Source organism: Sphingobium sp. LMC3-1-1.1, from assembly GCF_040676285.1.
Classification (GTDB): domain Bacteria; phylum Pseudomonadota; class Alphaproteobacteria; order Sphingomonadales; family Sphingomonadaceae; genus Sphingobium.
The window spans coordinates 55,079-77,456 of the sequence record NZ_JBEGHQ010000067.1; the positions used below are offsets into that span (position 1 = coordinate 55,079).

Annotated in this window: 22 protein-coding genes and 2 pseudogenes; 8 read left to right on the plus strand and 16 right to left on the minus strand. The window is 62.6% G+C overall.

Translation table 11 applies throughout. The annotated features are described in order from the left end of the window. Positions 1 to 184: 184 nt before the first annotated feature. Both MRBLMC3_RS20225 and cydX read left to right on the plus strand, forming a co-directional pair. A pseudogene (locus MRBLMC3_RS20225) lies at positions 185 to 914 on the plus strand (IS3 family transposase); the annotation flags it as partial. Between the two features lie 10 nt (positions 915 to 924). Next, a complete protein-coding gene (cydX, locus tag MRBLMC3_RS20230; RefSeq protein WP_363831814.1) occupies positions 925 to 1,026 on the plus strand; it encodes a cytochrome bd-I oxidase subunit CydX in 102 nt (33 codons plus the stop codon). An 8-nt stretch (positions 1,027 to 1,034) separates the two neighbouring features. Here cydX and trxC read toward each other — a convergent pair whose 3' ends face one another. Further along, positions 1,035 to 1,478, minus strand: a complete 444-nt coding sequence (trxC, locus tag MRBLMC3_RS20235) for a thioredoxin TrxC (protein ID WP_363756081.1) — start codon at positions 1,476 to 1,478, stop codon at positions 1,035 to 1,037. Next, entirely contained in the window at positions 1,475 to 1,726 is a 252-nt protein-coding gene (locus tag MRBLMC3_RS20240; protein WP_363737789.1) for a hypothetical protein, read from the minus strand. The genes trxC and MRBLMC3_RS20240 overlap by 4 nt, the downstream gene beginning before the upstream one ends. A 580-nt stretch (positions 1,727 to 2,306) precedes the next feature. Between MRBLMC3_RS20240 and MRBLMC3_RS20245 the strand changes: the two genes are divergently transcribed. From MRBLMC3_RS20245 to MRBLMC3_RS20270, 6 genes are all read left to right on the plus strand, one after another. Beyond that, on the plus strand, positions 2,307 to 3,683 hold the full coding sequence (locus MRBLMC3_RS20245; RefSeq protein WP_363756085.1) for a phenylacetate--CoA ligase family protein: 1,377 nt from the start codon (positions 2,307 to 2,309) through the stop codon (positions 3,681 to 3,683). Positions 3,684 to 3,704: 21 nt separating this feature from the next. Beyond that, a complete protein-coding gene (locus tag MRBLMC3_RS20250) occupies positions 3,705 to 5,135 on the plus strand; it encodes a hypothetical protein (protein WP_363831816.1) in 1,431 nt (476 codons plus the stop codon). Beyond that, positions 5,135 to 6,607: an acyl-CoA reductase gene (locus tag MRBLMC3_RS20255; RefSeq protein ID WP_363831818.1), complete on the plus strand. Its 1,473-nt coding sequence runs from the start codon at positions 5,135 to 5,137 to the stop codon at positions 6,605 to 6,607. The genes MRBLMC3_RS20250 and MRBLMC3_RS20255 overlap by 1 nt, the downstream gene beginning before the upstream one ends. Before the next feature lie 675 nt (positions 6,608 to 7,282). Continuing rightward, positions 7,283 to 8,080 carry an AraC family transcriptional regulator gene (locus tag MRBLMC3_RS20260; protein ID WP_363831820.1) on the plus strand — a complete coding sequence of 266 codons (798 nt, stop codon included), beginning with the start codon at positions 7,283 to 7,285 and terminating at the stop codon, positions 8,078 to 8,080. Between the two features lie 535 nt (positions 8,081 to 8,615). After that, positions 8,616 to 9,395: an SDR family NAD(P)-dependent oxidoreductase gene (locus MRBLMC3_RS20265; protein WP_363737797.1), complete on the plus strand. Its 780-nt coding sequence runs from the start codon at positions 8,616 to 8,618 to the stop codon at positions 9,393 to 9,395. 28 nt (positions 9,396 to 9,423) lie between these two features. Continuing rightward, a complete protein-coding gene (locus MRBLMC3_RS20270; RefSeq protein ID WP_363831823.1) occupies positions 9,424 to 10,221 on the plus strand; it encodes an SDR family NAD(P)-dependent oxidoreductase in 798 nt (265 codons plus the stop codon). Between the two features lie 36 nt (positions 10,222 to 10,257). Here the strand turns inward: MRBLMC3_RS20270 and MRBLMC3_RS20275 are convergent. The 14 genes and pseudogenes from MRBLMC3_RS20275 to MRBLMC3_RS20340 all read right to left on the minus strand — a co-directional run. Beyond that, positions 10,258 to 10,401: pseudogene (locus MRBLMC3_RS20275) on the minus strand (IS3 family transposase); the annotation flags it as partial. Positions 10,402 to 10,535: 134 nt separating this feature from the next. Further along, positions 10,536 to 11,189: a nuclear transport factor 2 family protein gene (locus tag MRBLMC3_RS20280; RefSeq protein ID WP_363831826.1), complete on the minus strand. Its 654-nt coding sequence runs from the start codon at positions 11,187 to 11,189 to the stop codon at positions 10,536 to 10,538. Positions 11,190 to 11,224: 35 nt separating this feature from the next. Next, positions 11,225 to 11,650, minus strand: coding sequence for a nuclear transport factor 2 family protein (locus MRBLMC3_RS20285; protein WP_363737803.1), 426 nt, complete (start codon positions 11,648 to 11,650; stop codon positions 11,225 to 11,227). A 699-nt stretch (positions 11,651 to 12,349) separates the two neighbouring features. Continuing rightward, positions 12,350 to 13,150, minus strand: a complete 801-nt coding sequence (locus MRBLMC3_RS20290; protein WP_363831828.1) for a kinase — start codon at positions 13,148 to 13,150, stop codon at positions 12,350 to 12,352. Next, positions 13,140 to 14,114 carry a 2-hydroxyacid dehydrogenase gene (locus MRBLMC3_RS20295; protein ID WP_363831831.1) on the minus strand — a complete coding sequence of 325 codons (975 nt, stop codon included), beginning with the start codon at positions 14,112 to 14,114 and terminating at the stop codon, positions 13,140 to 13,142. Before MRBLMC3_RS20295 ends, MRBLMC3_RS20290 begins: the two co-directional genes overlap by 11 nt. After that, a complete protein-coding gene (locus tag MRBLMC3_RS20300; RefSeq protein WP_363831833.1) occupies positions 14,111 to 15,160 on the minus strand; it encodes an aldo/keto reductase in 1,050 nt (349 codons plus the stop codon). The genes MRBLMC3_RS20295 and MRBLMC3_RS20300 overlap by 4 nt, the downstream gene beginning before the upstream one ends. Positions 15,161 to 15,174: 14 nt before the next feature. Then, complete coding sequence (locus MRBLMC3_RS20305; RefSeq protein WP_363831836.1) at positions 15,175 to 16,029, minus strand: fumarylacetoacetate hydrolase family protein; 855 nt, start codon at positions 16,027 to 16,029, stop codon at positions 15,175 to 15,177. Positions 16,030 to 16,031: 2 nt separating this feature from the next. Beyond that, entirely contained in the window at positions 16,032 to 17,198 is a 1,167-nt protein-coding gene (gene lldD, locus MRBLMC3_RS20310; RefSeq protein WP_363831839.1) for an FMN-dependent L-lactate dehydrogenase LldD, read from the minus strand. An 8-nt stretch (positions 17,199 to 17,206) separates the two neighbouring features. Next, positions 17,207 to 17,938: an SDR family oxidoreductase gene (locus MRBLMC3_RS20315; protein WP_363831841.1), complete on the minus strand. Its 732-nt coding sequence runs from the start codon at positions 17,936 to 17,938 to the stop codon at positions 17,207 to 17,209. Further along, entirely contained in the window at positions 17,935 to 18,300 is a 366-nt protein-coding gene (locus MRBLMC3_RS20320) for an L-rhamnose mutarotase (RefSeq protein WP_363831844.1), read from the minus strand. The genes MRBLMC3_RS20315 and MRBLMC3_RS20320 overlap by 4 nt, the downstream gene beginning before the upstream one ends. Before the next feature lie 3 nt (positions 18,301 to 18,303). After that, the gene (locus MRBLMC3_RS20325; RefSeq protein WP_363831847.1) at positions 18,304 to 19,131 is read right to left on the minus strand and encodes an amidohydrolase family protein; all 828 of its coding nucleotides are present in this window, start codon (positions 19,129 to 19,131) and stop codon (positions 18,304 to 18,306) included. A 4-nt stretch (positions 19,132 to 19,135) separates the two neighbouring features. After that, entirely contained in the window at positions 19,136 to 19,858 is a 723-nt protein-coding gene (locus tag MRBLMC3_RS20330) for a GntR family transcriptional regulator (RefSeq protein ID WP_133653172.1), read from the minus strand. Positions 19,859 to 19,930: 72 nt separating this feature from the next. Beyond that, complete coding sequence (locus MRBLMC3_RS20335) at positions 19,931 to 21,196, minus strand: MFS transporter (protein ID WP_363831850.1); 1,266 nt, start codon at positions 21,194 to 21,196, stop codon at positions 19,931 to 19,933. Continuing rightward, entirely contained in the window at positions 21,193 to 22,287 is a 1,095-nt protein-coding gene (locus MRBLMC3_RS20340) for a mandelate racemase/muconate lactonizing enzyme family protein (protein ID WP_363737821.1), read from the minus strand. The genes MRBLMC3_RS20335 and MRBLMC3_RS20340 overlap by 4 nt, the downstream gene beginning before the upstream one ends. Positions 22,288 to 22,378: the final 91 nt, after the last annotated feature.

A 22,378-nucleotide genomic window follows, 5' to 3' on the forward strand; every position in this document is an offset into this window, starting at 1 on the left:
GGATATACCTCCCGGACTGTTTTATGGACTAATCGATGCCGTCTGCAATGTCATAGACAAGACAATCCCACAACAGGAAGAAGATGAGAAAGCCTTGTGGAAGAGCATTCATAACGACGTGCGGGCGGTCTGCCTCGATCAGTTAGAGACCGTTGGGAAAGGGTCATTCCGCAGGGATGGAAGCCGCCCGAGGATGACGATGGAGTTGAAGGAAGTAGGGCTCGATGTTGGCGAGCGCCGGGTCGGATGACTGATGACCCGAAGGGCGGCGAAGCCAACATCAACGGGATCAAGCCAGTTCGCACGCGCAGGCACAAGGTTACGACTGACAGCCATCATCGTCTCGGTGTCGCGGCAAACTGGCTGGATGGTGATTTCGCCGCCGATGCCCCTGATCGTAAGTGGGCGGGCGACATCACCTATGTCTGGACTGCAGAAGGTTGGCTCTATCTCGCCGTCATCTTCGATCTGCATAGCCGCCGCGTCGTGGGCTGGGCTGTCAGCGACAGGGTGAAGAAGGACTGGCGATCAGGGCACTGGATATGGCGGTGCGCCTGCGCCAGCCACCAGAGGGCTGCCTTTTCCATTCCGATCGCGGCAGCCAATATTGCTCCTATGACTATCAGAAGAAATTGCAGGCCTACGGCCTGCGTCCGTCGATGAGCCGCAAGGGTAATTGCTACGACAACGCCTCTGTCGAAACGTTCTTCAAATATCTGAAGGCCGAACTCATCTGGCGGCAGCGATGGCCAACGCGGCGGCAAGCGGAAGCTGCCATCTTTCAGTATATCAACGGCTTCTACAACACCCGTCGCCGCCATTCATACCTTGGCGGCATCAGCCCGCTCGCGTTCAAGGTCATGTTCGGCCGAGTCACTCTGAGTGACGTCCGCAGCAATCCAGATTTTTATTGAGGGCAATCCCATGTGGTATTTTTCCTGGGTTCTCGGCCTTGGCCTCGCCGTCGCCTTCGCGATACTCAATGGACTGTGGCACGAGATACATTCGGTGCCGGACGAGGAGTAGCTGCTCGGTCAGTGCCGGGCCAATGCTCCCTGAACCCAGCGCACCATGGCATTTTGATCCAACACGCCCGACTGCCGCGCGATTTCGCGCCCTCGCTCGAAGAGCGCCAGCGTTGGGATCGACTGGATCCGGTATCGCGCGGCGAGCTCCTGCTCCGCCTCTATATCGATCTTGACGAGCCGGATACGCGGTTCGAGCCTGGCCGCAGCCGCTTCGAATTGGGGCGCCATCAAGCGGCAGGGACCGCACCAGCCAGCCCAGAAATCGACGAGCACGGGCAAGGTACCGATCCTGATCAGGCGGTCAAAGCCCGCAGCATCAAGCACGACCGGTTTGCCGATAAACAGCGGCCGCCCGCATTTGCCGCACTTCGGCTGCTCGGCAAGCCGAGCCTCCGGAACGCGATTGGCCGTCGCACAGGCCGGGCACAGGATGATTCGGTCAGTGGTCATGGGTGTACCCCGAGCGCCATTGCGCTCTTCCACATCATATAGGCGGCGATAGCGAGGATCAGAAGGGCAAAGACGCGGCTCAGCGCCTCTTTGGCGGCGAGCCTTCGCGCTGCGAACGTTCCGATGAAGCCACCCGCCATGCCGCCGGCAATGAACAATGCTGCAAGCACCGCGCCGGAGCGCGTGGTGGTTCCTGGGCGGTGCCCTGCGCGAGGACGGCCGCATCGCAATTGAGGCAGCGTCTGCATAGTTGTGTATCTATGAAAGATGACATACTTGCCTCGATCGACCAGGCATCGGAGTTCCTGAAAGCGCTCTCCGGACGCAGCCGGTTGCGGATCCTGTGCCATATCTGTCCCAGCGACCCAGAGAGCTGAAATCGTACTATGAGCCGAATAGCGTATACTCCTGGGCCGTGATGTCACTCCAATGCGCTGAAGGATGCCGACGGCAACTGGCGAGATGTTGCGAAGAAGCCCCTTTCCTGCGGAGGGCTCCAAGTTCGAGAGTCGTGATCGCGGGTGCGTCAAGCCTTTTGGGAATCGAACCATTCCGATAAAAAGTCCCAGGGTATCGGTGAGGGTATCACCTCATGGAGCCTCTCAAGAAATGGCTGTTTTCTGCGCCTGAACGGGTCGTTTTCGAGTCGTTTTCTAGAATGCCTTGGCAGGATCGCCGCGCATGCTCGGGGCTTCAACAGCTAAATGAGCAGGATCGCCCTTACGCAGCAAGAATGCCCGCGCTTTGCGGCGGTTTGCCGAGTAGACGGAAAATCTAACAAGCCAAGCATACCGCTGAAAGCGGAAACATGGTGCGAGGAGAGAGAGGATGAACCTTGCCACAGCGGCTGGCGCGCAGCAGATGCGTATAGATGCCCAAGGACAGAGCGTCGGGCGGTCAATCGGCGCGCAGCGCTTGGGCGCCGTACATCCCGGTTATCTCAATAACACAAGCCGTTCGCTGTTCGATCCAACGTTGGAGGCGATGGCGCCCGTCGATCGGAGGGCTCTGCAGCACGCAGCCTTCACGACAGAGTGGGAGCGTGCCTGGACGTTGCCCTTCTACCGTGAGCGATACTTGCAGGCGGGATTGAAGCCAGGAACGATTCCGGACCTTAGCGACATCCCGATGGTCCGTAAAAGTGACCTGCGCGCTAACGAGGCTGCGCTACCGCCGTTCGGCAGCCATCGAGCAGTGAACCTGGCCGATGCAGTACGAATTGCGCGGTCATCGGGTACCACGGGTCGCCCGTGGTATACCTTCTATACAATAGACGACATAGATCGCATGCGGGAAATCGATCGCACCATCTATTGGCGCGCCGGTTACCGACCAGGCATGCATTACTCACTCAGTTTTCCGCAGAACCTATATCCGACCAACGTCAATGGTGGGCGCAGCATGCGTGATGCGGGCATGCTCGAAATTCCAGTTGGCGTTCCTTTTTCGGTTGAAGACGCTGTCGGCCATATCAGAGTTTGGCAGGAAATCGGTGTCGACATCCTGATGCTCTCCTTGCCGCAACTTAACCTGTATGATGAAGCGGCAAGGTCAATTGGGTTAGACTTGGCCGAATTGCTGTCCGGCAACATCGTCTCAATCATCGAGGCGAGCATGCAATGGGAGACCCCCCGGAAGCGGTTGGAAACGGCATACAACATCCGTGTCCGCAATACCTACGGTGTTTCAGACTGTATCGGCTTCTCCGTATTAGACGGTGAGACGCACTCCGGTATGGCACAGCCAGTCAATTATTATATCACGCAAATTTGTGATCCGGACACCGGGCGCGAGGTGGAGCCCGGCACGCCGGGTCATCTCGTGGTCACCATGTTCGGGATGGACCAGTTCATGCTGCGTTTCGACTCCGAAGACGTTGTGGTCGAGCGGACGGACCCGTGCCCAACTGGATCAACGCTGATGCGTTGGAACTATCTCGGGCGCACGGCGGACATGGCAGTGATTGGCGATGTGCGTCTGCTTCCCGTGCAGGTCCAACTGGAACTGGAGGCTTATGGCGCGCCGGAGTTTGGCATAGCGCCAGGCGCGGCCGACGTACTCCGATTGAAAGTCGAGCATCCAGACGCTGATTCCATTGCGCGCCATCTTTCCGAGAGGCTCGGCGTGCCAGCAACCGTGATTTCGGCGCCGCAGGGATCGATGCCGCGCTCCACTTACAAACCTCGCAGACTGGCGTTTGATTGAACCAGGAACAGGACAACTCAAATGAGCGCAATTCCTACTGAGCCACCCCGCTCGGAGTTGATCGATACGCTGATCGACGCGCCCGAGCGGTATGTAGACACCTCCTACAACATGATCTTCTCAATCACCGATGAACAGCGCGAGCGGCTGTGGATCCAAGGAGCGCGCCGACGCTTTGCGGAGATGCGACCCAAGATCGCAATGCTCGAGACCTTGGCGGCGCGACAAGGGGTCGACGCAATCGCGACACTCGATGACTTGGCCCCACTGCTATTCAAAGCCTCAACCTACAATTCATATCCACTATCTTGGCTCGAAAAAGGCGATTTTGAGCGGCTGACACGCTGGCTGGACAAGTTGACGGTTGTCGATCTGTCGCACGTTAACATGGCCGGTGTAGAACTTATCGAGGAATGGTTTGCAGCGCTCGCCAAGCAGACAGATCTAATCGTCTGCTATTCGACCACGACGTCCGGGAAGATGACATTTCTGCCTCGTACCGTCGCGGAATGGCAGCTGTACTGGCGCGGAGGCCAGTGGCGGCTGGAGCCGTTTGGCGAGGAGCGGGCTCACTATCGACCGTTGGTACCCGGCGTTGACAAGGTGCCGATCTTCTTCCCCGGGCCAAAAGGGGGCAATCGCCCCTTCAACATCAATCTCTCCATCTACGAAGATGTCTACGGCGAAGGCCTCGTCAAAGCGCCCAGCGCATACATGGACGCCGATTTGATGTCGCTGGCCGGGCGCATACAGGAGGCGAGCAAGCGTGGCGAGGAAGGCATGCTCGCCATCAATCCGCGGCTCCTCGCCCGGAAGGATGAGATTGCGCAAATCAAGACCGATGGCCCAGCGCAATATGCTGCCTGGGTGGACACATTGATAAACGCCCATCGCGGGCAGCGCGTTTGGGTGCTGGGTACGATGGGGAGCGTACACGCACTTGCGCGGCAGCTCCTTGCTGAAGGCACCACCGGTGCTTTCACTCAGGACTCGCTGATCTCAGTGGGCAGCGGCTTCCCTGATGGGGTTGAGCCGGAGAATTGGCAGGAGGAGGTGTATTCCGCCTTCGGTATACCCGCGCGCAACATGAACATAGATTTCGGTATGGGAGAGATGATGAGCGTCGCTACCCGCTGTCTTCATCGCCACTACCACCTGCCGCCGACGACCATTCCCTACATCCTCGACGTCGATACCGACGAGGTTCGACCGCGTAGCGGCAGTCAAACCGGGCGGTTCGCCTTCTTCGATCTCTTGGCCAGCACTTACTGGGGCGGCTTTGTCTCTGGCGACCAGGTTACATTGAATTGGAACCCATGCGCCTGCGGGCGAACCGGCGCTTACCTTAGCAACGAAATCGGCAAGATTCCGGAGGATGGTGAGAAGATCGGCTGCGCCGGATCAGCGCAGGCCCATGATGACGCGACTGAATTCCTGCTGGAGAATTCTTGATGACGAAATCCTACTCAATCCCGATCTTCGCCAGAGGCGAGATCATTGATGATCCAGAGATGACTTACGCCGGACGGTTCGGCACAGAGTTCAGTGCGCCCGATGCCGCTAAATACCTTGATAAGCTGATCCTGCCGTCCCGCCACGCTCTAAGCGAGCTCTACGATCTGTCGATTGACGATATCGTCAACTTCCTCGTCGAACTGGGACATCGCCTGGATTTGGAAACCAACCCACATCTGAAGTGGGCGCTTGAACTCAACGAGGCATTTTCCGACATGCCGCCGTCCCTCTGCGCCGGCAGCTTTCGGGGAATAGCGGGAAAGAACGGCATGCTTTCTCGCGAGCGGATCGAAGCCGTGATCGACACGATCGGACGCGAGCATATCGATCAGTGGGCCACGACCACTCAGTATAATGGTCGGACGATCGGGGTGCGTGCGATCGGCGTGCCCACGGTTCACGTCATCGCCGGCAATGCGCCAGGAATTGCAACGATCACCTTCATTCGCAACGCTCTCATTCGCGGATATGCGCTTGTGAAGATCCCTTCAAACGAGTTGGGCGCCGCGATTGCCATCGGTCGAACGCTGATCGACATGGATCCCCATCATCCTCTTACAAAGTCATGGAGCGCGGCTTACTGGCGAGGCGGTGACACCGGGTTTGAAGAAAAGATTTACCACCCGAAGAACTTCGACCGCGTCGTGGCCTGGGGTGGGAAGAACTCGATCACTCACATCGCGCGCTACTTGCGCCCTGGGCTCGATCTTGTGATGTTCGATCCGAAAAATAGCCGAGCCTTCATAGGTCGCGAGGCGTTGGAAAGCGAAGACGCAATGCGCGAGGCGGCGATGCGGCTTGCCGCCGACGTCGGTTACAACAACCAGATTGGCTGCGCGAATGCGCGCATGGCATTTGTCGAGTGCGACGAGGATCCGACCAGTCGGGCACAGCTGCGCCGCTTCGGCCGGCTTGTGTTTGATTCGATCCAGCGGCTTCCAGCGCAGATCAGTACACCGGCTCCCCGCATCAGTAGCGAATTCGCGGCACAACTTGACTCGCTCACCATGCTCGACGAGGAGTTCGAGCTGATCGGCGGCGGACGGGACGGCGGCGTGATCCTTTCTCTGTGCGACGAACCGGTAGACTTCTTTGAGGATCTTGCGCACCGTACCGTCAATATCGTGCCGATCAAAAGCTTTGAGTCTGCATTGCGCCGAACTACGCGCGACGTCCAAACGGTTGGCATCTTCCCGGAGCATCTTCGGGAAAAGTTGCGCCTGCCGTTGGCGCTGCATGGTGTGCAACGGGTTACAGATCTCGGCTACATGCTCAACTATGACTCACTAACGGTCCCGCACGACGGTACCGAGGCTCTCCGACGAATGGCTACCTGGGTCGTGTCCGAAGATTGCAGCAACGTACCCGAATTGTGGCATGCGCTACTTCGTGAAAAGATTTCAGCGTGAAATAGCCTTGCCATCACTTTGATAAATTGCGCTCGAGGACCGAGCTCCCATGCTCTTCAGAGCATTGGAGGCGATTCACTGCAAAGCTGAGGACCCATAAAGAATATTAATCTGCGGGAGGGAGAACATGGCGAAAGTCATAAGTACGACGACAGTGTCATCCATTGCGATGTTGGCGACGGCCGGCAGTGTACAAGTTCAGCAAGCTCGGACTGTATTGAGGTGGTGCCGCCTTCTTGGACAGTTTGGCGGCTGAGTTAAGCTCATCCTGGTCGTGGTTATGCCGCCTGTTCGGGATTAGCTTAGCATCCTGTCCAGAAAACCGGCACCATCTCAGAGATCAGCATGGCGTTCTGAAGGCGGCTTGATCGCCTCTGCTCCGTGCGGAACTTGGTTGATGGAACCTAAGCTATTTACCAACGGCCTACCATCGAAACGCGACACTTGAAAAGCGACCGCATGACGGTGAGGGGCGGGGTAAGCGGGAGCGCTCCTTGCGACAAACAGCTCGCCAGTAGGCCACGTCGGCGGTAGGCTTCCGTAATGCCAGGCTTTCAAATTAGAAACTTTATTCGCACGCCGTTGAATGTGCTTGTAGAGGATCACGACCAGACGGGAGTGTCAGCATGTCACGTCGCGGCACCCCCCGATACTATCTGGCGTTACAGGGCTGTGATGCCGGAGAAGACTCATGTCATCAGCGTCTATTTCCAGCATAGCCTTCAACATCGCTTGGTCGTTGATGATACTGTGCTCATCGAGGGGCCGCTTCCAGATATTTTCATCTGTTTTTTACCGGCGGGCACTCGCGTTGAGGCAAATGTGACCAACGGATTCGACATTTTGCAAATGTTCATGCCTTCTTGGTGGATTGAGGGCCTGGCGCAGAAGATCCAGAGGCAACAAAGCGCCTTGGCTAATCTGAGGTGTGACCCATTCGTCTGCTCCGATCCAGGGCTCTTCTATCTTGCACGGGCCATATTGGAATCGATGCGTGGCTTCAACGAGGATCAGCGCCTCCTCGAGTTTCGCACGATGGCTGAAGCCTTTGCCACGCGCTTGGTTGCAGAACACATGCTGGTGCCAGGGGATCGCGGACGTAGTTCCGGCTTGAGCGAGGTCGATGTGAAGCGGGTTAGAAGATATGTTGAAGACCACCTGGATACTCCGCTGCGAGTGGAGCTGCTTGCCAATTTGACTGGACAGAGCCTCTTCCATTTCACCCGCGCGTTTAAACGCGCTACCGGCTTTCCGCCTTACCGCTATATACAGGACCGACGGATGCGCCGTGCTCTTGAGCTCTTACGCAACTCGAACCTCTCCATAGGAAGCGTAGCTGCTGCAGTTGGCTACGAGGATCCAAGCCATTTTGCGGGGGTTTTCCGTCGCACCTTCGGTTCGGAGCCGCGCCGCGTACGGCAATCCGATCAACTCTCGTCGCTGTCGAGACCTTCCGATCAGTCTTCTGACTAATGTGGTGGATTTGAAATACGCCTCATTATAGCGGCTAGGTAGGGAGCGTATTTCAAATCAAAAAAATACACTAAAATCATATATTTACTAGTGACCCTGATGAATCTGAAGTTCGTTCAACGCCTACCCAGCAGTGTGACGAACTTCAGATTCGGGTCACTAGGCCGCAGAGACATCGACAGAATTCCTGGGGTCAGGACCCATTGATATGAGCGTCGCAACCTGATTCATATTCGGTCGCTACCTCGATCGCTTTGAATGGCGGGTGGGTGTGTGGCGTATCATGCTGCGTCGATGCGCCAGGGAATGGTCGATGAACCATCCTATGGCGAAAGCCGGGATACCTTCATCCGGGGCGGGCGGTCGCGCAGGGACGTTTCCTATGAGGCGTTAGGGCTGGCGTGCGGCAACTCACGCATTCAGCATTGACGGTGGCACCGAATGCATCTTTCGGGGCGCTGTCTGAACAGACGAGGATGTTGAGGCGCAACCGGTCCTACCCAGGGGATGGAGCAGGATGACATGGAGCGCGCAGATGAAAATGCTTGAAGGGCGTACTGCCCTCGTAACCGGCGCAGGTTCCGGAATTGGCCGCGCATCGGCCCGCCTCTTCGCCGAACGCGGCGCGCGCGTCGTTGTGGCGGATATCGATGCGCAAGGGGGGCATGTCACGGTCGAGGAGATCAGGCGTCAAGGGGGCGAAGCGCGCTTCATTGGGGCCGATGTGACGAGCGAGGCATCGGTTCGCGACATGATCGAATTTGTGATCGAGACCTATGGTCGGATCGACATGGCGCACAATCATGTGGGTCATGGCGGCCCGATCGGAAAGATCACCGACATATCGCTGGCTGAATTCGAGCGATGTCATGCTCTCAATACCGTCTCCTGCTTTCTCTGCATGAAATATGAAATACCCCATATGCTGGAGGCAGGCGGCGGCGCGATCGTGAATACCGGCTCGCTGGCCAGTCTGATCGGCACGCCGGCGATGAGCGCCTATGTCAGTGCCAAGCACGGTGTGGCCGGATTGACCAAAACGGCCGCTCTGGACTTTGCGACGAGCAACATCCGCGTCAACGCCATATGCCCCGGCGCTACCGATACGCCGATGATGCGCGGCGCGCTTGAGGAAGTGAGCAGGACAAACCCGGAAATGATCAAGCAATGGGTGGAGCCGATCGGGCGGTTCGGTACAGCAGAGGAGCAGGCCGAGGCGGCGGTATGGCTCTGTTCGCCCGCGGCCTCCTTTGTGACGGGTCACATCTTTCCCGTCGATGGCGGGCATATGGCGGGCAACCGGCCAAGCGACTGAACTTCAGGTCATGGGAAGGAAGGAAGGAATGTCGATGAACAAGCGCATGGACGGCAAAGTCGTAATAGTGGTCGGCGCGACCCGGGGCATAGGTGCTGCAACGTCGCGTCGCCTCGCCCAGGAAGGCGCTGTCGTGATCCTGGGCGGGATAAGCGTCGAACGCGGTCAGGCCTTTGCAGAGGAGCTGAACGACAGCGGGGGCAGGGCCGAATTCCGATTGGCCGATCTTTCGAACGGCGACAGCCTGCTGGACCTGATGAACGGCGTCGCCCATGACCACGGCCGCATCGATGGTCTGTTCAACAATGGGGCCGATCTCCACCTGCTCGATCGTGACGGCGATATTCTTAGCACCGATCCCGAGATTTTCGCGCGGTCGCTGACGACCAATCTGACAGGTTATTTTCTTTCATGTCGGGCGGCTATCCCTCATATGCTGAAGACCGGCGGCGGTGCCATCGTGCAAACCTCGTCGCTGGCGGCTTCACGCGGCGATTCGGCGATGGTGGGCTATTGCGCATCCAAGGCGGGCGTCGATGCGCTGACCAGGCATGTCGCCGTGCGGTTCGGCAAACAGAAGATCCGCTGCAACGCCATCCAGCCCGGCATGATAATGGTCGAAAATGCGGTGGCCATGGGGGATGCGCTGCCCCTCGAACTCATCCTGAAGCAGACGGCCGGGCCTCGCCTGGGAGAACCCGAAGACATTGCGAGCGCGGCGACCTTCCTGCTTTCGGATGACGCCGCTTTCATCAACGGCCAGATCATCCGCGTCGATGGTGGCATGAGCATCCCGCTGCTGAGCAATTCCATAGCGCAGTCTTGATTGGCCCTGCCGGGTGGTCTGCTTTGATAGTTGGCGCATTGTTGCCTCTGGCGCCGTGGCGGGCCGAAGGTGGAGCGAAGCGGAACCGGAGGGAGCCGATGGCGGCGTAGCCGTTTTCGGCGCCGAGGGGCGATAGCCCAGCGAGCTGTGCGGCCTGTCAGTTTTGTGATGCCGCCGCCATCAGCAGTACAAGCTGGCCGACATCGGCTTCACCGAGAACGGTATCGACCGCATCAGCGGCGACTGCGTGCGCGCCTACGACGTTCCGCTGGAGCGCTGAACCGGCAGCGCCCGGACAATGTCCGGGCGCATCTTCAGCCCGCCGGGTGCGGACCTCGGGAATAGGTCGCAAGGTCGCGGACCGTGTCGTAATCGATTCCGTCCGGCGGCACGAAGCGTTCGCGCTGGTTCACGAACGGGCGGCGATAGGACGGATCCTCGCGCGTCTGGCTGGGTATGCCGTTGGCAAGGCGATCCGGCGCCCACCGGAACGGGATCGGCGCCCCAGGAATGTTGCAGCAGCCGTCGATCGTCGCATAGCGGAAGGCGATCCGCCAACCTTCCGGCCGCCGCTCCACCCGGTCGAGATAGCGGCCAAACGCGATCGAATTGCTGCCGTCGAGCAGCGGGCCGGTGAAAATCCAGTAGGTTTCCGTAATCGCTGTGTCCGCGTCGATGAACTCGCAAGTCTGGTTGGTCGTATGATGCAGCGTGGTTTCGATGGACCGCTTGTGCGAATCCCAGATCCATTCGAAAAATTCCTCGCGGTTGCCGCAGAAGCCCAGATGGTCGTCGATCGCATCATCGGCATAGGCGGTGAACAGGATATCCTTGTCCAACCGGTCGTCCCCGCGCGCGAGGCGGATCGCCACGTCGCGCACTTCCATGCGGTCGTGCAGGTGCTGCACCTCGGCCTGCAGGGCTTCCACCGTCCTGCACAGTCGGTCGATCTTTTCCGCGTCGGTCATTTGCTGCCTCTCCACCATGCTTCCCGCCGCCCGGATCACATGACCGGCTTGGGCGCGTCGGGATCGATCAGCCGCATGACGCAATAGCGATGCGTGATCCGCCACCCGGCGGCGGTGCGGGTCAACCGGTCACGATAGACCCCGGTCATCGTCCGGGCATCGGCGAGCACGATCACGATCTTGGAATCGCAGCGGGCCCCGTCCGGCCCGTCGGGATCGACCACCAGGTTGGTCACGTGATGACCCCAGGGGTGCACTGATGCGCCCCAGGCGTCCTGCAACTCGCGCAGGCTATTCAGCCGCACGCCATACGGCTCCACTTCGAACACCGCCTCGGGAGTGAAGATCTCGCCAAGTCGATCCCACGGACCGCCGGCGGCGGAACATTCGTCCATGATGTGGCCGTAGCGGCCCATCAGGTTGTAGATGGCAATGAAATCCTCGGCCGCGATCTGACGCATCGGCTCATCCTCCGGAAACGTGCGGTTCCCATCCGGCTTCCGTGATGCGCGCTCCGCGCCCTGCCGCAATCGTCCGTGTGGCCTAGATGCGGTAATGGGCAGTCGCCTGAACGGCAGCGCCCGAAAGCTTTAAGGCCCTCGCCAAACAACGCTATCGCGGGCGTTCGGCACGGTACAATGTCTTTGGGAGCCTTGCGCAACCCTGCGTACGCCCCGCCTGTCGGACCTCGAGGTGGCCGGATCGCTGCAGGCCTGGCTGTTCCAGATCGTCTTCGCCGCGATCTTGTCGTCCATCGATCTGGTGCCGCTCAATCCGGTCGTCGACACCGTCCTGCGTGTCTCGCGTGCGAACGCACCGGACGGGTCGCCGTCTGAACAGGATGCTACTCGGCCGCATTCGCGGAAGTCGATCATAGGCCGCGCTCGGCTGCAGCACTTCCGGCGCGACGTCCCGAAAAGGCGTCGGCTATCGTCATGCCGCTGGCGTCCACGACGCCACCGGTCCGCTCGTCGACCTCCAGCCGCCGAGCATGAAGACCTGCGTGACGCTGTATTTGTTCGCAGTCGAAATGTTCGCCGCATAAAAAGGGCCCTTGCGGATTGCCGACCGGTTCCCAGGCGACTTGCCGAAGGCATCGTTCACCGGTCGGCTTCGGCTATCGTGAAACTATTCAACACCGACCCGAGGACCAGCTATACCTACGGGTTAGGCCAGTCGATCGCCATGCCATGCCGATTGGCGTCCAGGCACATGACGATATCGGCTCGTTCCGGCATTTCGGCCAATATATGACGTGTCAGACGCTCGTAATGGCTGATGAACCGGCTGATATCCGCTGTGGTCATGATAGCGTCGCCTGACGCGCCGCTCTGACGCAGTGCCTCTTCCTGTTCGAGCCGCCAGCCATGCACGACATCCCAGCCTGGTGCGGCGAGGAATATCAGGAAGTCGATGCGCGTGAACAGGGAGCGGTAAGGCCCGGCCAGCATGTCGTTTACATATCGGCGCCATGTGCCGTCGCGATCCTCTTCCCGCTCCAGCGCATTGGCCGGTTCCGCTAGCGCCTCGCTTCCCTGCGGCAGCGCGCCGACGCACCATCCCTCGAATAGCATGATACGGGTGTTTGCGGCTGCCATCGGCCATGACGTTTCCGGTGATCGATCGTCGATCGCCTTGTCGAAACGGGGCAACCGAACCGCGGCGCCGCGATCCAGTGACGCCATCACGGCCATTCCCAGGTCGATGTCATGGGTGCCCGGCACGCCGCGTGTGCGGAGCAATGGATGGACATCCTGGGCCAATGCCTCGCGCTCCGCCCGCGTGAGGTAGAGATCGTCGAGTGAGAGCGTGGCGACACGGTCCAGACGCTGCGCGAGGCGGGCCACCAGCGTCGACTTGCCACTTCCCTGCGCGCCGCAAATGCCCACGACCAGCGGACGGTCGGGGCTCTGCGCCGCCGCCGCCTCGATCGCGGCGATCAGCCGATCGTCAGGCGACACGGTTGGGCAGCGCCTTGCCTGACAGGAATGCGTCGATGTTGGCGATGGCCTGCATTCCCATCGCGTTGCGCGCCTCGATCGTCGCACTGCCGAGATGAGGCAGCAGGACGGAGCGCGAATGGGCGAGCAATCCGGGATGCACCACCGGCTCCTCCGCATAGACATCCAGGGCGGCGGCACCGATCCAGCCCGCCTCCAGCGCCTCGACGAGCGCGGCCTCGTCGATCACCAGCCCACGCGCCGTGTTCACCAGGATCGCATGGGGTTGCATCGCGCGCAGGATCCCCCGGTCGATCATGTGACGCGTCGCCGCGCCGCCCGGCGTATGCAGCGACACCACATCTGCGCCTCGGACCAGATCGACCAGCGTGTCGACCGGCTCCGCGGCAAGCCGCGCCGTCACCGCCGGATCGACCGGGGAGCGATTGAAGTAGCGGATCGTCATGCCGAGCCCGCGCGCCTTCGCGGCCGTGGCTTGCGCGATGCGGCCGAAGCCAACGAGCGCGAGGACGCGGCCGTGCAGCCCGTTTCCGACCATATGGGTGGGACGCCAGCCTGTCCACGCGCCGGCGCGAACCTCGCGTTCGCCCTCGCCCGCGCGGCGAGCCGCCATCAGCATCAGCAGGATGGCGAGTTCGGCCGTCGCCTCGGTCAGCGCATCGGGCGTGTTGGTGACCGCGATCCCGGCATCGCGCGCGGCGGCCAGGTCGATGTGGTCGACGCCGGCGCCGTAGCTGGCGATCAGCCGCACCCGGCGTCCCGGCACCGTCAGCAGTTCCGCATCGATGCGATCGGTGATCGTCGGGACGAGGATGTCGGCGTCCCGCATGGCGTCGGCCAGCTGCGACCGGTCGAGCGGCACGTCGTCCGGGTTCAGCCGGGCACCAAGCCGCTCCGCGAGCACGCGTTCGACCTCCGTCGGCAGCCGGCGCATCACGCGGATGGAGGGATGCGCCGCTGTCATGCCCGAACCGCTTCGTCCCGCGCCGTCGGCACTGGCGCGTCGCTTCGCAACAGGCCCTCCGTCACCAGCGCCTGCCAGAAGCCTCCGGGTATCGGACGGCGATACAGGTCCAGCGTCTGCGCCAGCCGGCGCGGATCACCGATGCCGGGGAGGACGCTGACGACGCAGGGATGGGCAAGCGGGAATTGCAGCGCGGCGGCGGCCAGCGGCACCTGCCACGCGTCGGCAACGGCCTCGATCCGCCGGACGCGTGCGACGATCTCGTCCGGTGCCGGGCCATAGTCGTAATAGGGCGTACCGCCGGTGCGCGTCCCGGTCGCGAGAATACCGCTGTTGTACGGTGCGCCGGCGATCACCGACACGCCGTTCTTCGCGCATAGCGGAAACAGTGTGTCGAGCGGCGTCTGTTCGAGCAGCGTGTAGCGGTTGGCGAGCAGGAGGACGTCGATCGGCGCGGCTTGGATCGCGTCGATGCAGACCTCGACCTCGTTCACGCCCAGTCCGAACGCACCGATCGCCCCCTGGTCACGCAACGACTCCAGCGCGTCGAACCCGCCGCCCGTCGTCAGTTCGGCCCAGTGACGATCGTGCGCGTCGCCCTGCACCATCCGACCGATGTCATGGACGAACAGCATGTCGACCCGGTCGAGCCCGAGGCGGTGCAGGCTCGCCTCGAACGAGCGCAATATGCCATCGCGGCTATAGTCGTACACGACCCGGAACGGCATTGGCGAGAGGAAGCCGTCGCGCGCTTCCTCCGCGGTCGCCGACGCATCGGGCGTCAGCAGCCGCCCGACCTTCGTCGACAGGATGATCGCGCGATCCGCTTCCCGCAGTGCATCGCCGACGCGCCGCTCGCTCAGGCCCCGTCCGTAGAAGGGAGCGGTGTCGACGAAGCCGACCCCCGCCGCGATCGCCGCGTCGATCGCCGCCCGCCCGGTCGCATCGTCGATCCGCCGGTTGAGGTTGCCGAGCGACGCGGCGCCGAAGCCGATCTCGGTCAGCCGGATCTTTGTCTGCCCGAGCGGGCGGGTCGGAAGGGTCATCGCGCCGGTCCCGTTCAACCATTCGCCGCGGCGACGAAGTCCTGGCGCTGCTCGCCCAGGCCCTCGATGCCGAGTGTCACCACGTCGCCCGCCTTCAGATAGCAGGGCTCGGGCTTCTGGCCGAGCCCGACACCCGGCGGGGTGCCGGTGGTGATGATGTCGCCGGGTTCCAGCGCCATGAACTGCGAACAATAAGCGACGATCTCGGCGATGGGGAATATCATCGTCGCGGTGCTGCCGGTCTGCATCCGCTTGCCGTTGACGTCGAGCCACATCGACAATGCCTGCGGGTCGCCAACCTCGTCGGCGGTGACCAGCCACGGGCCGATCGGCCCGAAGGTCGGGAAGCCCTTGCCCTTGTCCCAGGTGGCGCCGCGCTCGGTCTGCCATTCGCGTTCCGACACGTCGTTGACGACCAGATAGCCGGCGACATGATCCAGCGCCTTGTCGACCGGAACGTCGTGCGCCGGGGTGCCGATGACGATGCCCAGTTCGACCTCCCAATCGGTCTTCTTCGATCCGCGCGGGATGACGACCGGGTCGTTCGGGCCCTGGATGCAGTTCACCCATTTGTTGAACACGACCGGCTCTTCCGGGATCGGCAGGTTCGATTCAGCGGCGTGGTCGGCATAGTTCAGGCCGATCGCGATGAACTTGCGGGTGCCGGTGACCGGCGGACCGTAGCGGACCCCCGCATCGACCAGCGGCAGATCGTCGGCGGAGAGCGCGGCGAGGCGACGCAGTCCCTCCACCGAGATCGCGGCAGGATTGATGTCGGCGACATGCCCGGACAGGTCGCGGATGCGGCCGGCGGTATCGATCATGCCCGGCTTTTCGTGACCGGTGGTGCCGAAGCGGCAGAGTTTCATGGCTATTCCTTTGTCGAAAAATTGTTGGAAACATTGGCGAGGATGCGGTGGTCGATTGCGGAAACGGCATTGACGCCGGTCAGCGTCATGGCAACCCGCATCTCATGCGTGAGCATGGCGATCATCCGCGCAACGCCCGCCTCACCTTCGGCGGCGAGCGCCCACAGCCATGCCCGGCCGAGCAGCACGCCCTTCGCCCCCAACGCCAGCAGGCGGACGACGTCAAGGCCGGAGCGGACACCGGAATCGGCGAGCACGGTCAACTGGTCGCCTACTGCGGCGGCGATACGCGGCAAAGCGGCGGCGGTCGACATCACGCCATCGAGTTGTCGTCCGCCATGGTTCGACACGACGATGCCGTCCGCGCCGTAATCGGCGGCGGCGCGGGCATCCTCCGGATCGAGGATCCCCTTGATGATGAGCGGCCCGTCCCATTCGGCGCGCAGCCAGTCGAGGTCGTTCCAGCGGATGCCGGGGTCGAAGTTCGCGCCCAGCCAGCCCATGTAATCGTTCAGGCCGCTGGCATTGCCCAGCACTGGCTCCAGATTGCCGAGCCGGTGCGGACGACCACGCAGTCCGACGTCCCATGCCCACCCTGGCTTGCCGATCGCCTGGGCGACGCGCTTCATTGCGGCGCCCGGCCCCGACATGCCCGAATGCGCGTCGCGATAACGGATGCCGGGTATGGGCATGTCGACGGTAAACACCAGCGCCTGCGCGCCCGCTTCTTTCGCCCGCGCCAGAAGTTCCCGCATGAAGCCGCGGTCGCGGATGACGTAGAGTTGGAACCACAACGGCCCGTCCGACGTCGCGCCGCGCAGTTCCTTCATGCTGCAAATGCCGACGGTCGACAGCGTGAAGGGCACGCCGTGCCGATGCGCTCCCCGCGCCGCCTGCGTTTCGCCGCGTCGGCGGAACATGCCGGCGATGCCGATCGGACCCAGTACCACCGGCAGCGGCTGCTCGCGACCGAACAGCGTCGTGCGCAGGTCGAGCGCGGCCACGTCCTGCAACACGCGCTGGCGCAGCACCGTGGCGTGCAGGTCGTCGACGTTGCGGCGGCAGGTGACCTCCGAAAAGGCGGCCCCATCGGCATAGTCGAACAGGAAACGCGGCAGCCGCCGCCGGGCGGCGGTGCGGAAGTCGTCGATGGAGGCGATGATCGTCATCGGGCGGCTCAGGCCATCGTCCAGCCGCCATCGATCGCCATCAGGCTCCCGGTGATATAGCTGCTTTCGTCGGAGGCGAGATAGAGGGCCAGTGCGGCAATCTCTTCAGCGGTGCCGATCCGCCCCATCGGCTGGCGCGCAATGAAGGCCGCGCGCGCAGCCTCGGCATCGCCGGTCGCCGCGAGCCGCTGGTCGAGCGACGGAGACTGCACGGTGCCAGGGCAGATCGCGTTGCAGCGGACGCCGTGCCGCACATAATCCACGGCCACCGATCTGGTCAGCCCGCCCAGCGCGCCCTTGGACACGCAATAGGCGAAGCGGTCAGGAACGCCGATCATCGCCCCCGCCACCGACGCGACGTTGACGATGGACCCGCCACCCGCGGCGATCATGCCGGGCAGGAAGGTGCGGATCATCCGCATCGCGGCATCGACGTTGAGGTCGAACGACAGGCGATAGCCCCGTTCCCCGGTGGAGAGCAGGTCGCCGGCATCGACATAGCCCGCGCAATTGACCAGCACGTCGATCGTCCCGACCTCCGTGCCCAAGGCGTCGACCGCCACGGCGTCGAGCAGGTCGACCACCTTCGTCCGGCACCCGGCCAGCGTCGCCAGCGCCTCCGCCTGCACGTCCAGTGCGATCACCTCCGCGCTTTCGCGCAGGAACAATTCCACCGTCGCGCGGCCAATCCCCTGCGCCGCCCCGGTCACGAGGGCGCGCTTGCCCGCCAGTCTGTTCATATCCTGTCCTCATTCGATAGATGATCACTCTGCCGGAAGACGCGATGCGCCACCGGCCAGGGTTCGCCATCGGCAAATGGCGCCCGTTGAAGCTCGGCCATGCGGGCCTGCCATGCGATGAGCTGGGGATGATCGCGCTCGATCCGCCGCAATCCCTCCGCGTCGAAATCCTCGGCCAGCGTCAGGATCATGACCAGGCGGTGGCCGGCCCGGAAGATCTCCATCTCGACGATGCCATGACGATGCTGCGCCTCGACGACCGCAGCCGGCGTTCGGCCGACGCGGTGCGCATCGTCATAGGCGGCGATCGCCGCGGCATCGGTGGCGAGGTCCATGATGCGGACCACACGGTGCGTTCCCATCGCTCAGCCCTTCATGCCGTAGAATGCGGCCGCCGCACCGCGAAACAGGCGATACCGCGCCGGCCCGTGCAGGCCGGTGAGCCGGTCGGCATCCGCCACCCATTGCGCGAAATCGTCCCCCGACAGGCGCAGCACCGGCCAGTCGCTGCCCCACATCAACCGATCGCCGAAGCATGCGAGCAGATGGTCGACATAGGGGCGCAGTTGGTCCGCCGGAGCGCCGGCCACCTGTTCGGTGCGCAGCCCCGACAGCTTGCACCATGCGCCGCGATCAGCGAGCTCGGCGATCTGTGTCCGCCACGGATCGGCCCTGTCTTGGGCGATGAAGGGCTTTGCCGCATGGTCGATCACGACCGGAAGATCCGGCCAGCGATCCATGAAACGCGCTAGCATCGGCAGATGCCGGGGCTGCACGAGCGCATCGAAGCGCAGGCCGTGCCGCAGCATCGCCGCGATGGCGGGCTCCAGCGCCGGGTTGAGCAGCCAGTCGGTGGTGGCGATGGACTGCAGCATCGGCCGCAACCCGCGCAGCCTGGGCGCGGTCGCGAGCGTGGCGATCCTGCCCGGTGCCTGCGGCGACGCGAGATCGACCCATCCGACGACGGCACCGACGACAGGGCTCGTCTCCGCCACGGCCAGCATCCAGTCGGTATCGGCGTCGGTCGGTTGCGACTGGACCAAGACGCTGGCAGCCAGCCGGACATCGCCCGTCGCGGCGATCAGGTCGTCCATCGCGAAATCACGATGAATCGACGGTTCCGCGACGGTCGGCCACTGGTGCCCGGGCGTGTCGAGCGCCCAAAGGTGATGGTGCGCGTCGATCACCTGCATGGTATCACGCCATACCGAGAATCCGTTGCAGCGCCTGCTGAAAATGGCCGGCGAGCGCCGCTTCCGCCGCGTCCGCATCGCGGTTCGCGCACGCCTCCAGAATGTCGAGATGCTCGCGCAGCGTACGCAGCGCCAACGGTCTCGTCACCAGTCGGTCGAGCCGAACGAGCGTCACGTAATTCTTCAGCCGTCGCGCGGTCATTTCGATCAGCGAGTTGCGCAACGATGAGATCAGCGCGCCGTGCAGCTGCTCCTCCAGCAACCCCAGCCGATCCTCCTCGGCCGGACCCAGGTCGTGACGCTCCAGATCGGCGATCAGATCGCGATGCGCCGCGATCATCTCCGCAATCTCCGCCGCATCGCCCGTTTCCGCGAAAGCCCGTGCCCCCGCCCGCTCGATCAGCGAGCGGAACTGGTAGGTCGATCGCGACAGTTCCAGATCCGCCTTGACGAAGCGGATACAGGATCGCGCGTGAATCGTGACCAGGCCCTCCGTCTCCAACGTTCGCAACGCGTCGCGCAGCGGCTGGATGGTGAGGCCGAGCAATCGCATCAGTTCGTTCTGTGACAATTCGGCACCGACCGGGATGGTTCTGTCGAACAAGCCCTGAAGGATCGCACGATAGGCCTTTTCGGCCAGCGGCGGTTCGTTTCCTCTCTCGCCGACGGATTTCTCGCTGGCAGGGGGATCGGTCGCCGACACGGCGCTGATTTTCGAACGTGGCATAGTCAGACGAAATGGCCTCATCACCGGGACGGGTCAACCGCAAAGCCTTTCGGCAGGATAGCGAAGCGCCGCTCATCGCACCGACCGGATCGGCAACACGAGACACGCACCCGCCAGCACGAACGCCCCCGCGACGACGAACAGCAGCGGATAATCGTTGCCGGTCGCGCTGAGCAGCGTCGCAGCGAGCACCGGGCTGAGGATTTGCGGGACGTTCACCGCGGTGGTCAGGATGCCGAGATCCTTGCCCGTATCATCACCGCCTTCGCTGGCCGGCAGCACCTGCGTCATCAATGCGAGGTCGACCGACATGAAGGCACCATAGCCGAGTCCGATCAGCACCGCATAGGCGAACATGCCGGCGGCGTTGGGCTGCACCAGCGGGGCGACGACCGCCAGCGCCATGATGATACCAGCGGCGAAGACCAGCGGCTTGCGGCGCTGCCAGCGATCCGACAGCCAGCCGGAGGCGAGGCCGGAGATGACCAGCGCGACGAATGTTACCGACGACAGGCGCGCGATGGTGGTATTTGCGTCGCCCTGGCTCAACCCGATGTGATCCTGAAGGATATAGAGCAGGTACGTGACGATCGCCTGATAGCCCATGTAGATCGTGAAGCGCCCGAGGAACGCCCATGCGAAATCGGGATGTTCGCGCGGGTCGATCCAGAAGGAGCGCAGGAACGCGCCGAGGCGAAACGGCGAGGCCGGCGGCAGCGTTTCGCGCGGTTCCGGGTTGAGCGCCACGAACGACAGGCAGGCGAGGATGATCGCACCGCCCAGCAGACCGTAAGCGAGCCGCAGATCATGAGCGAGCAGTCCGCCGTAGATCGTGCCGGCGGAAATGCCGGCCGTCATTGCCGCGCCGACCACGCCCGACACGAAGCCGCGCTCCTCCACCGCGAACCGGTCGGCGACGATGGTCGTGATCGCCGGCTGCATCGAATTGAGGCTGATCGCCGCCACGACCCAGAGGGCCGTCACCGCGACGATGCCCGATCCGTAAGGCACCATGATGATGGCGCCGCCGCCGATCAGCGCGCCGATGACGATCCACGGTGTGCGTCGCCCGAACCGGCTTCGCGTCCGGTCCGAGAAGGCGCCGGCCATTGGCGTTGCCAGCGTGCTGAAGACGGACGTGATCGCGAACACCACGCCCAGCGTCTTCGTCTTGGTGGCGGGCGAGATATCCTGGATCTGGTTGGGCAGCAGCACGCCCAGCACCGCGGCATACAGCGTCAGCAGCACGAAGAAGACGACACCCAGCGACACGATCAGTCGCCAGTCGCGCCGACCGGTCGCCATCGTACGGGGCGGGGGAGCAAAGGGCGCTGTCATGCCGCTGCCGCCGCAGTCAGTCGCCGGCAATCTTCCTGTGCGGTCGCGCTCAACCGTAAACCGTGCCCAGGCGTATCGCTGCCGAAGATCATGCCGTCGCGGATTGTAAACGTCTTTTCGACCAGATGGTCGAAATTCTGGAAGCTGTATTCCAGCCAGCGCACGCCTGGCAGCGCCAACGCCATGTTGACGCCGATCTCGAGGAAACTGTTGCCCAGCGTCACTTCGACATTCTGCTCGCTGGCCAGCCATCCGGCGCGCATCACGTCCCCGACCTGGGCATGGACGTTGAGCATGTCGCATGCCTGTTGTTCGAGCAGGCGCCGCTTGCCGGACAGGTCGAGATATTCGCCGGCGTTGACCCGGGTGATGCCGGTCCGCCGGATCAGCTTCAGCCCCGCGATATCGTCGCGGGTCACGGGATCCTCGACCCAGTAGATGCGGTGCCCCGCGCGCTCGAACGTCTGCAGGGCGTCGATCGCCTGCCCGACGGTCCACGCCTCGTTGGGATCGACCATCACCGGGCGGTCCTGGCCCACCGTCTTGCGCAACAGGTTCAGCCGGTGAACGTCGCGCTCGAGGTCGGGATGGCCGACCTTGATCTTGAAGCCGCGATAGCCGGCTTCCGCGGCGTTGCCGAACAGCTCGACGAAAGCGTGGTCCGACAGATGGAAGTCCAGCCCGCTCGCGTAGACGGGAACGCTTGACCGATCGGCGCCCAGCATCTGCCACAGCGGCAGGCCCTGCTGCTGTGCGAACAGGTCCCAGACCGCCTGTTGGATCGCCTCCTCGAACGGCAGCGACATGCGGCGCACATTGCCGCCGCGCGGACGCCGCACCGCGAGCGCCAGTGCCGCCGGTTCCTGACCATCGAGGGCGGGCCACGCCTGTTCGAGGAAGGTCCGCTCGATCTCCTGCTCGTCGGGAAGGGCGTTGAACAATGATTGCGCGAAGCCGAGGCCGACATGTCCCGCCGAATCGATCAGTTCGATCGCGGCCACATGGATTTCGGTCGTATGCACCTGCGAATCGCCGACCGGTCGATCGCGAGGATAGTGAAAACGGGTAATCCGATATGCCGTAATCCTCATCCTCGTTTGCCTTTCGTCATATCTGATATTTCAGATCTATATTTCAGAGAAATTTTACGGGCGCAAGCCGATAAATCGATCTCAACGGCCG

Excerpts from the sequence above, each read along its gene's own strand:
- cydX (WP_363831814.1), top strand. The coding sequence starts at position 925 with ATGTGGTATTTTTCCTGGGTTCTCGGCCTTGGCCTCGCCGTCGCCTTC.
- trxC (WP_363756081.1), bottom strand. The coding sequence starts at position 1,478 with ATGACCACTGACCGAATCATCCTGTGCCCGGCCTGTGCGACGGCCAAT.
- MRBLMC3_RS20240 (WP_363737789.1), bottom strand. The coding sequence starts at position 1,726 with ATGCAGACGCTGCCTCAATTGCGATGCGGCCGTCCTCGCGCAGGGCAC.
- MRBLMC3_RS20245 (WP_363756085.1), top strand. The coding sequence starts at position 2,307 with ATGAACCTTGCCACAGCGGCTGGCGCGCAGCAGATGCGTATAGATGCC.
- MRBLMC3_RS20250 (WP_363831816.1), top strand. The coding sequence starts at position 3,705 with ATGAGCGCAATTCCTACTGAGCCACCCCGCTCGGAGTTGATCGATACG.
- MRBLMC3_RS20255 (WP_363831818.1), top strand. The coding sequence starts at position 5,135 with ATGACGAAATCCTACTCAATCCCGATCTTCGCCAGAGGCGAGATCATT.
- MRBLMC3_RS20260 (WP_363831820.1), top strand. The coding sequence starts at position 7,283 with ATGCCGGAGAAGACTCATGTCATCAGCGTCTATTTCCAGCATAGCCTT.
- MRBLMC3_RS20265 (WP_363737797.1), top strand. The coding sequence starts at position 8,616 with ATGAAAATGCTTGAAGGGCGTACTGCCCTCGTAACCGGCGCAGGTTCC.
- MRBLMC3_RS20270 (WP_363831823.1), top strand. The coding sequence starts at position 9,424 with ATGTCGATGAACAAGCGCATGGACGGCAAAGTCGTAATAGTGGTCGGC.
- MRBLMC3_RS20280 (WP_363831826.1), bottom strand. The coding sequence starts at position 11,189 with ATGACCGACGCGGAAAAGATCGACCGACTGTGCAGGACGGTGGAAGCC.
- MRBLMC3_RS20285 (WP_363737803.1), bottom strand. The coding sequence starts at position 11,650 with ATGCGTCAGATCGCGGCCGAGGATTTCATTGCCATCTACAACCTGATG.
- MRBLMC3_RS20295 (WP_363831831.1), bottom strand. The coding sequence starts at position 14,114 with ATGACAGCGGCGCATCCCTCCATCCGCGTGATGCGCCGGCTGCCGACG.
- MRBLMC3_RS20300 (WP_363831833.1), bottom strand. The coding sequence starts at position 15,160 with ATGACCCTTCCGACCCGCCCGCTCGGGCAGACAAAGATCCGGCTGACC.
- MRBLMC3_RS20305 (WP_363831836.1), bottom strand. The coding sequence starts at position 16,029 with ATGAAACTCTGCCGCTTCGGCACCACCGGTCACGAAAAGCCGGGCATG.
- lldD (WP_363831839.1), bottom strand. The coding sequence starts at position 17,198 with ATGACGATCATCGCCTCCATCGACGACTTCCGCACCGCCGCCCGGCGG.
- MRBLMC3_RS20315 (WP_363831841.1), bottom strand. The coding sequence starts at position 17,938 with ATGAACAGACTGGCGGGCAAGCGCGCCCTCGTGACCGGGGCGGCGCAG.
- MRBLMC3_RS20320 (WP_363831844.1), bottom strand. The coding sequence starts at position 18,300 with ATGGGAACGCACCGTGTGGTCCGCATCATGGACCTCGCCACCGATGCC.
- MRBLMC3_RS20325 (WP_363831847.1), bottom strand. The coding sequence starts at position 19,131 with ATGCAGGTGATCGACGCGCACCATCACCTTTGGGCGCTCGACACGCCC.
- MRBLMC3_RS20330 (WP_133653172.1), bottom strand. The coding sequence starts at position 19,858 with ATGCCACGTTCGAAAATCAGCGCCGTGTCGGCGACCGATCCCCCTGCC.
- MRBLMC3_RS20335 (WP_363831850.1), bottom strand. The coding sequence starts at position 21,196 with ATGACAGCGCCCTTTGCTCCCCCGCCCCGTACGATGGCGACCGGTCGG.
- MRBLMC3_RS20340 (WP_363737821.1), bottom strand. The coding sequence starts at position 22,287 with ATGAGGATTACGGCATATCGGATTACCCGTTTTCACTATCCTCGCGAT.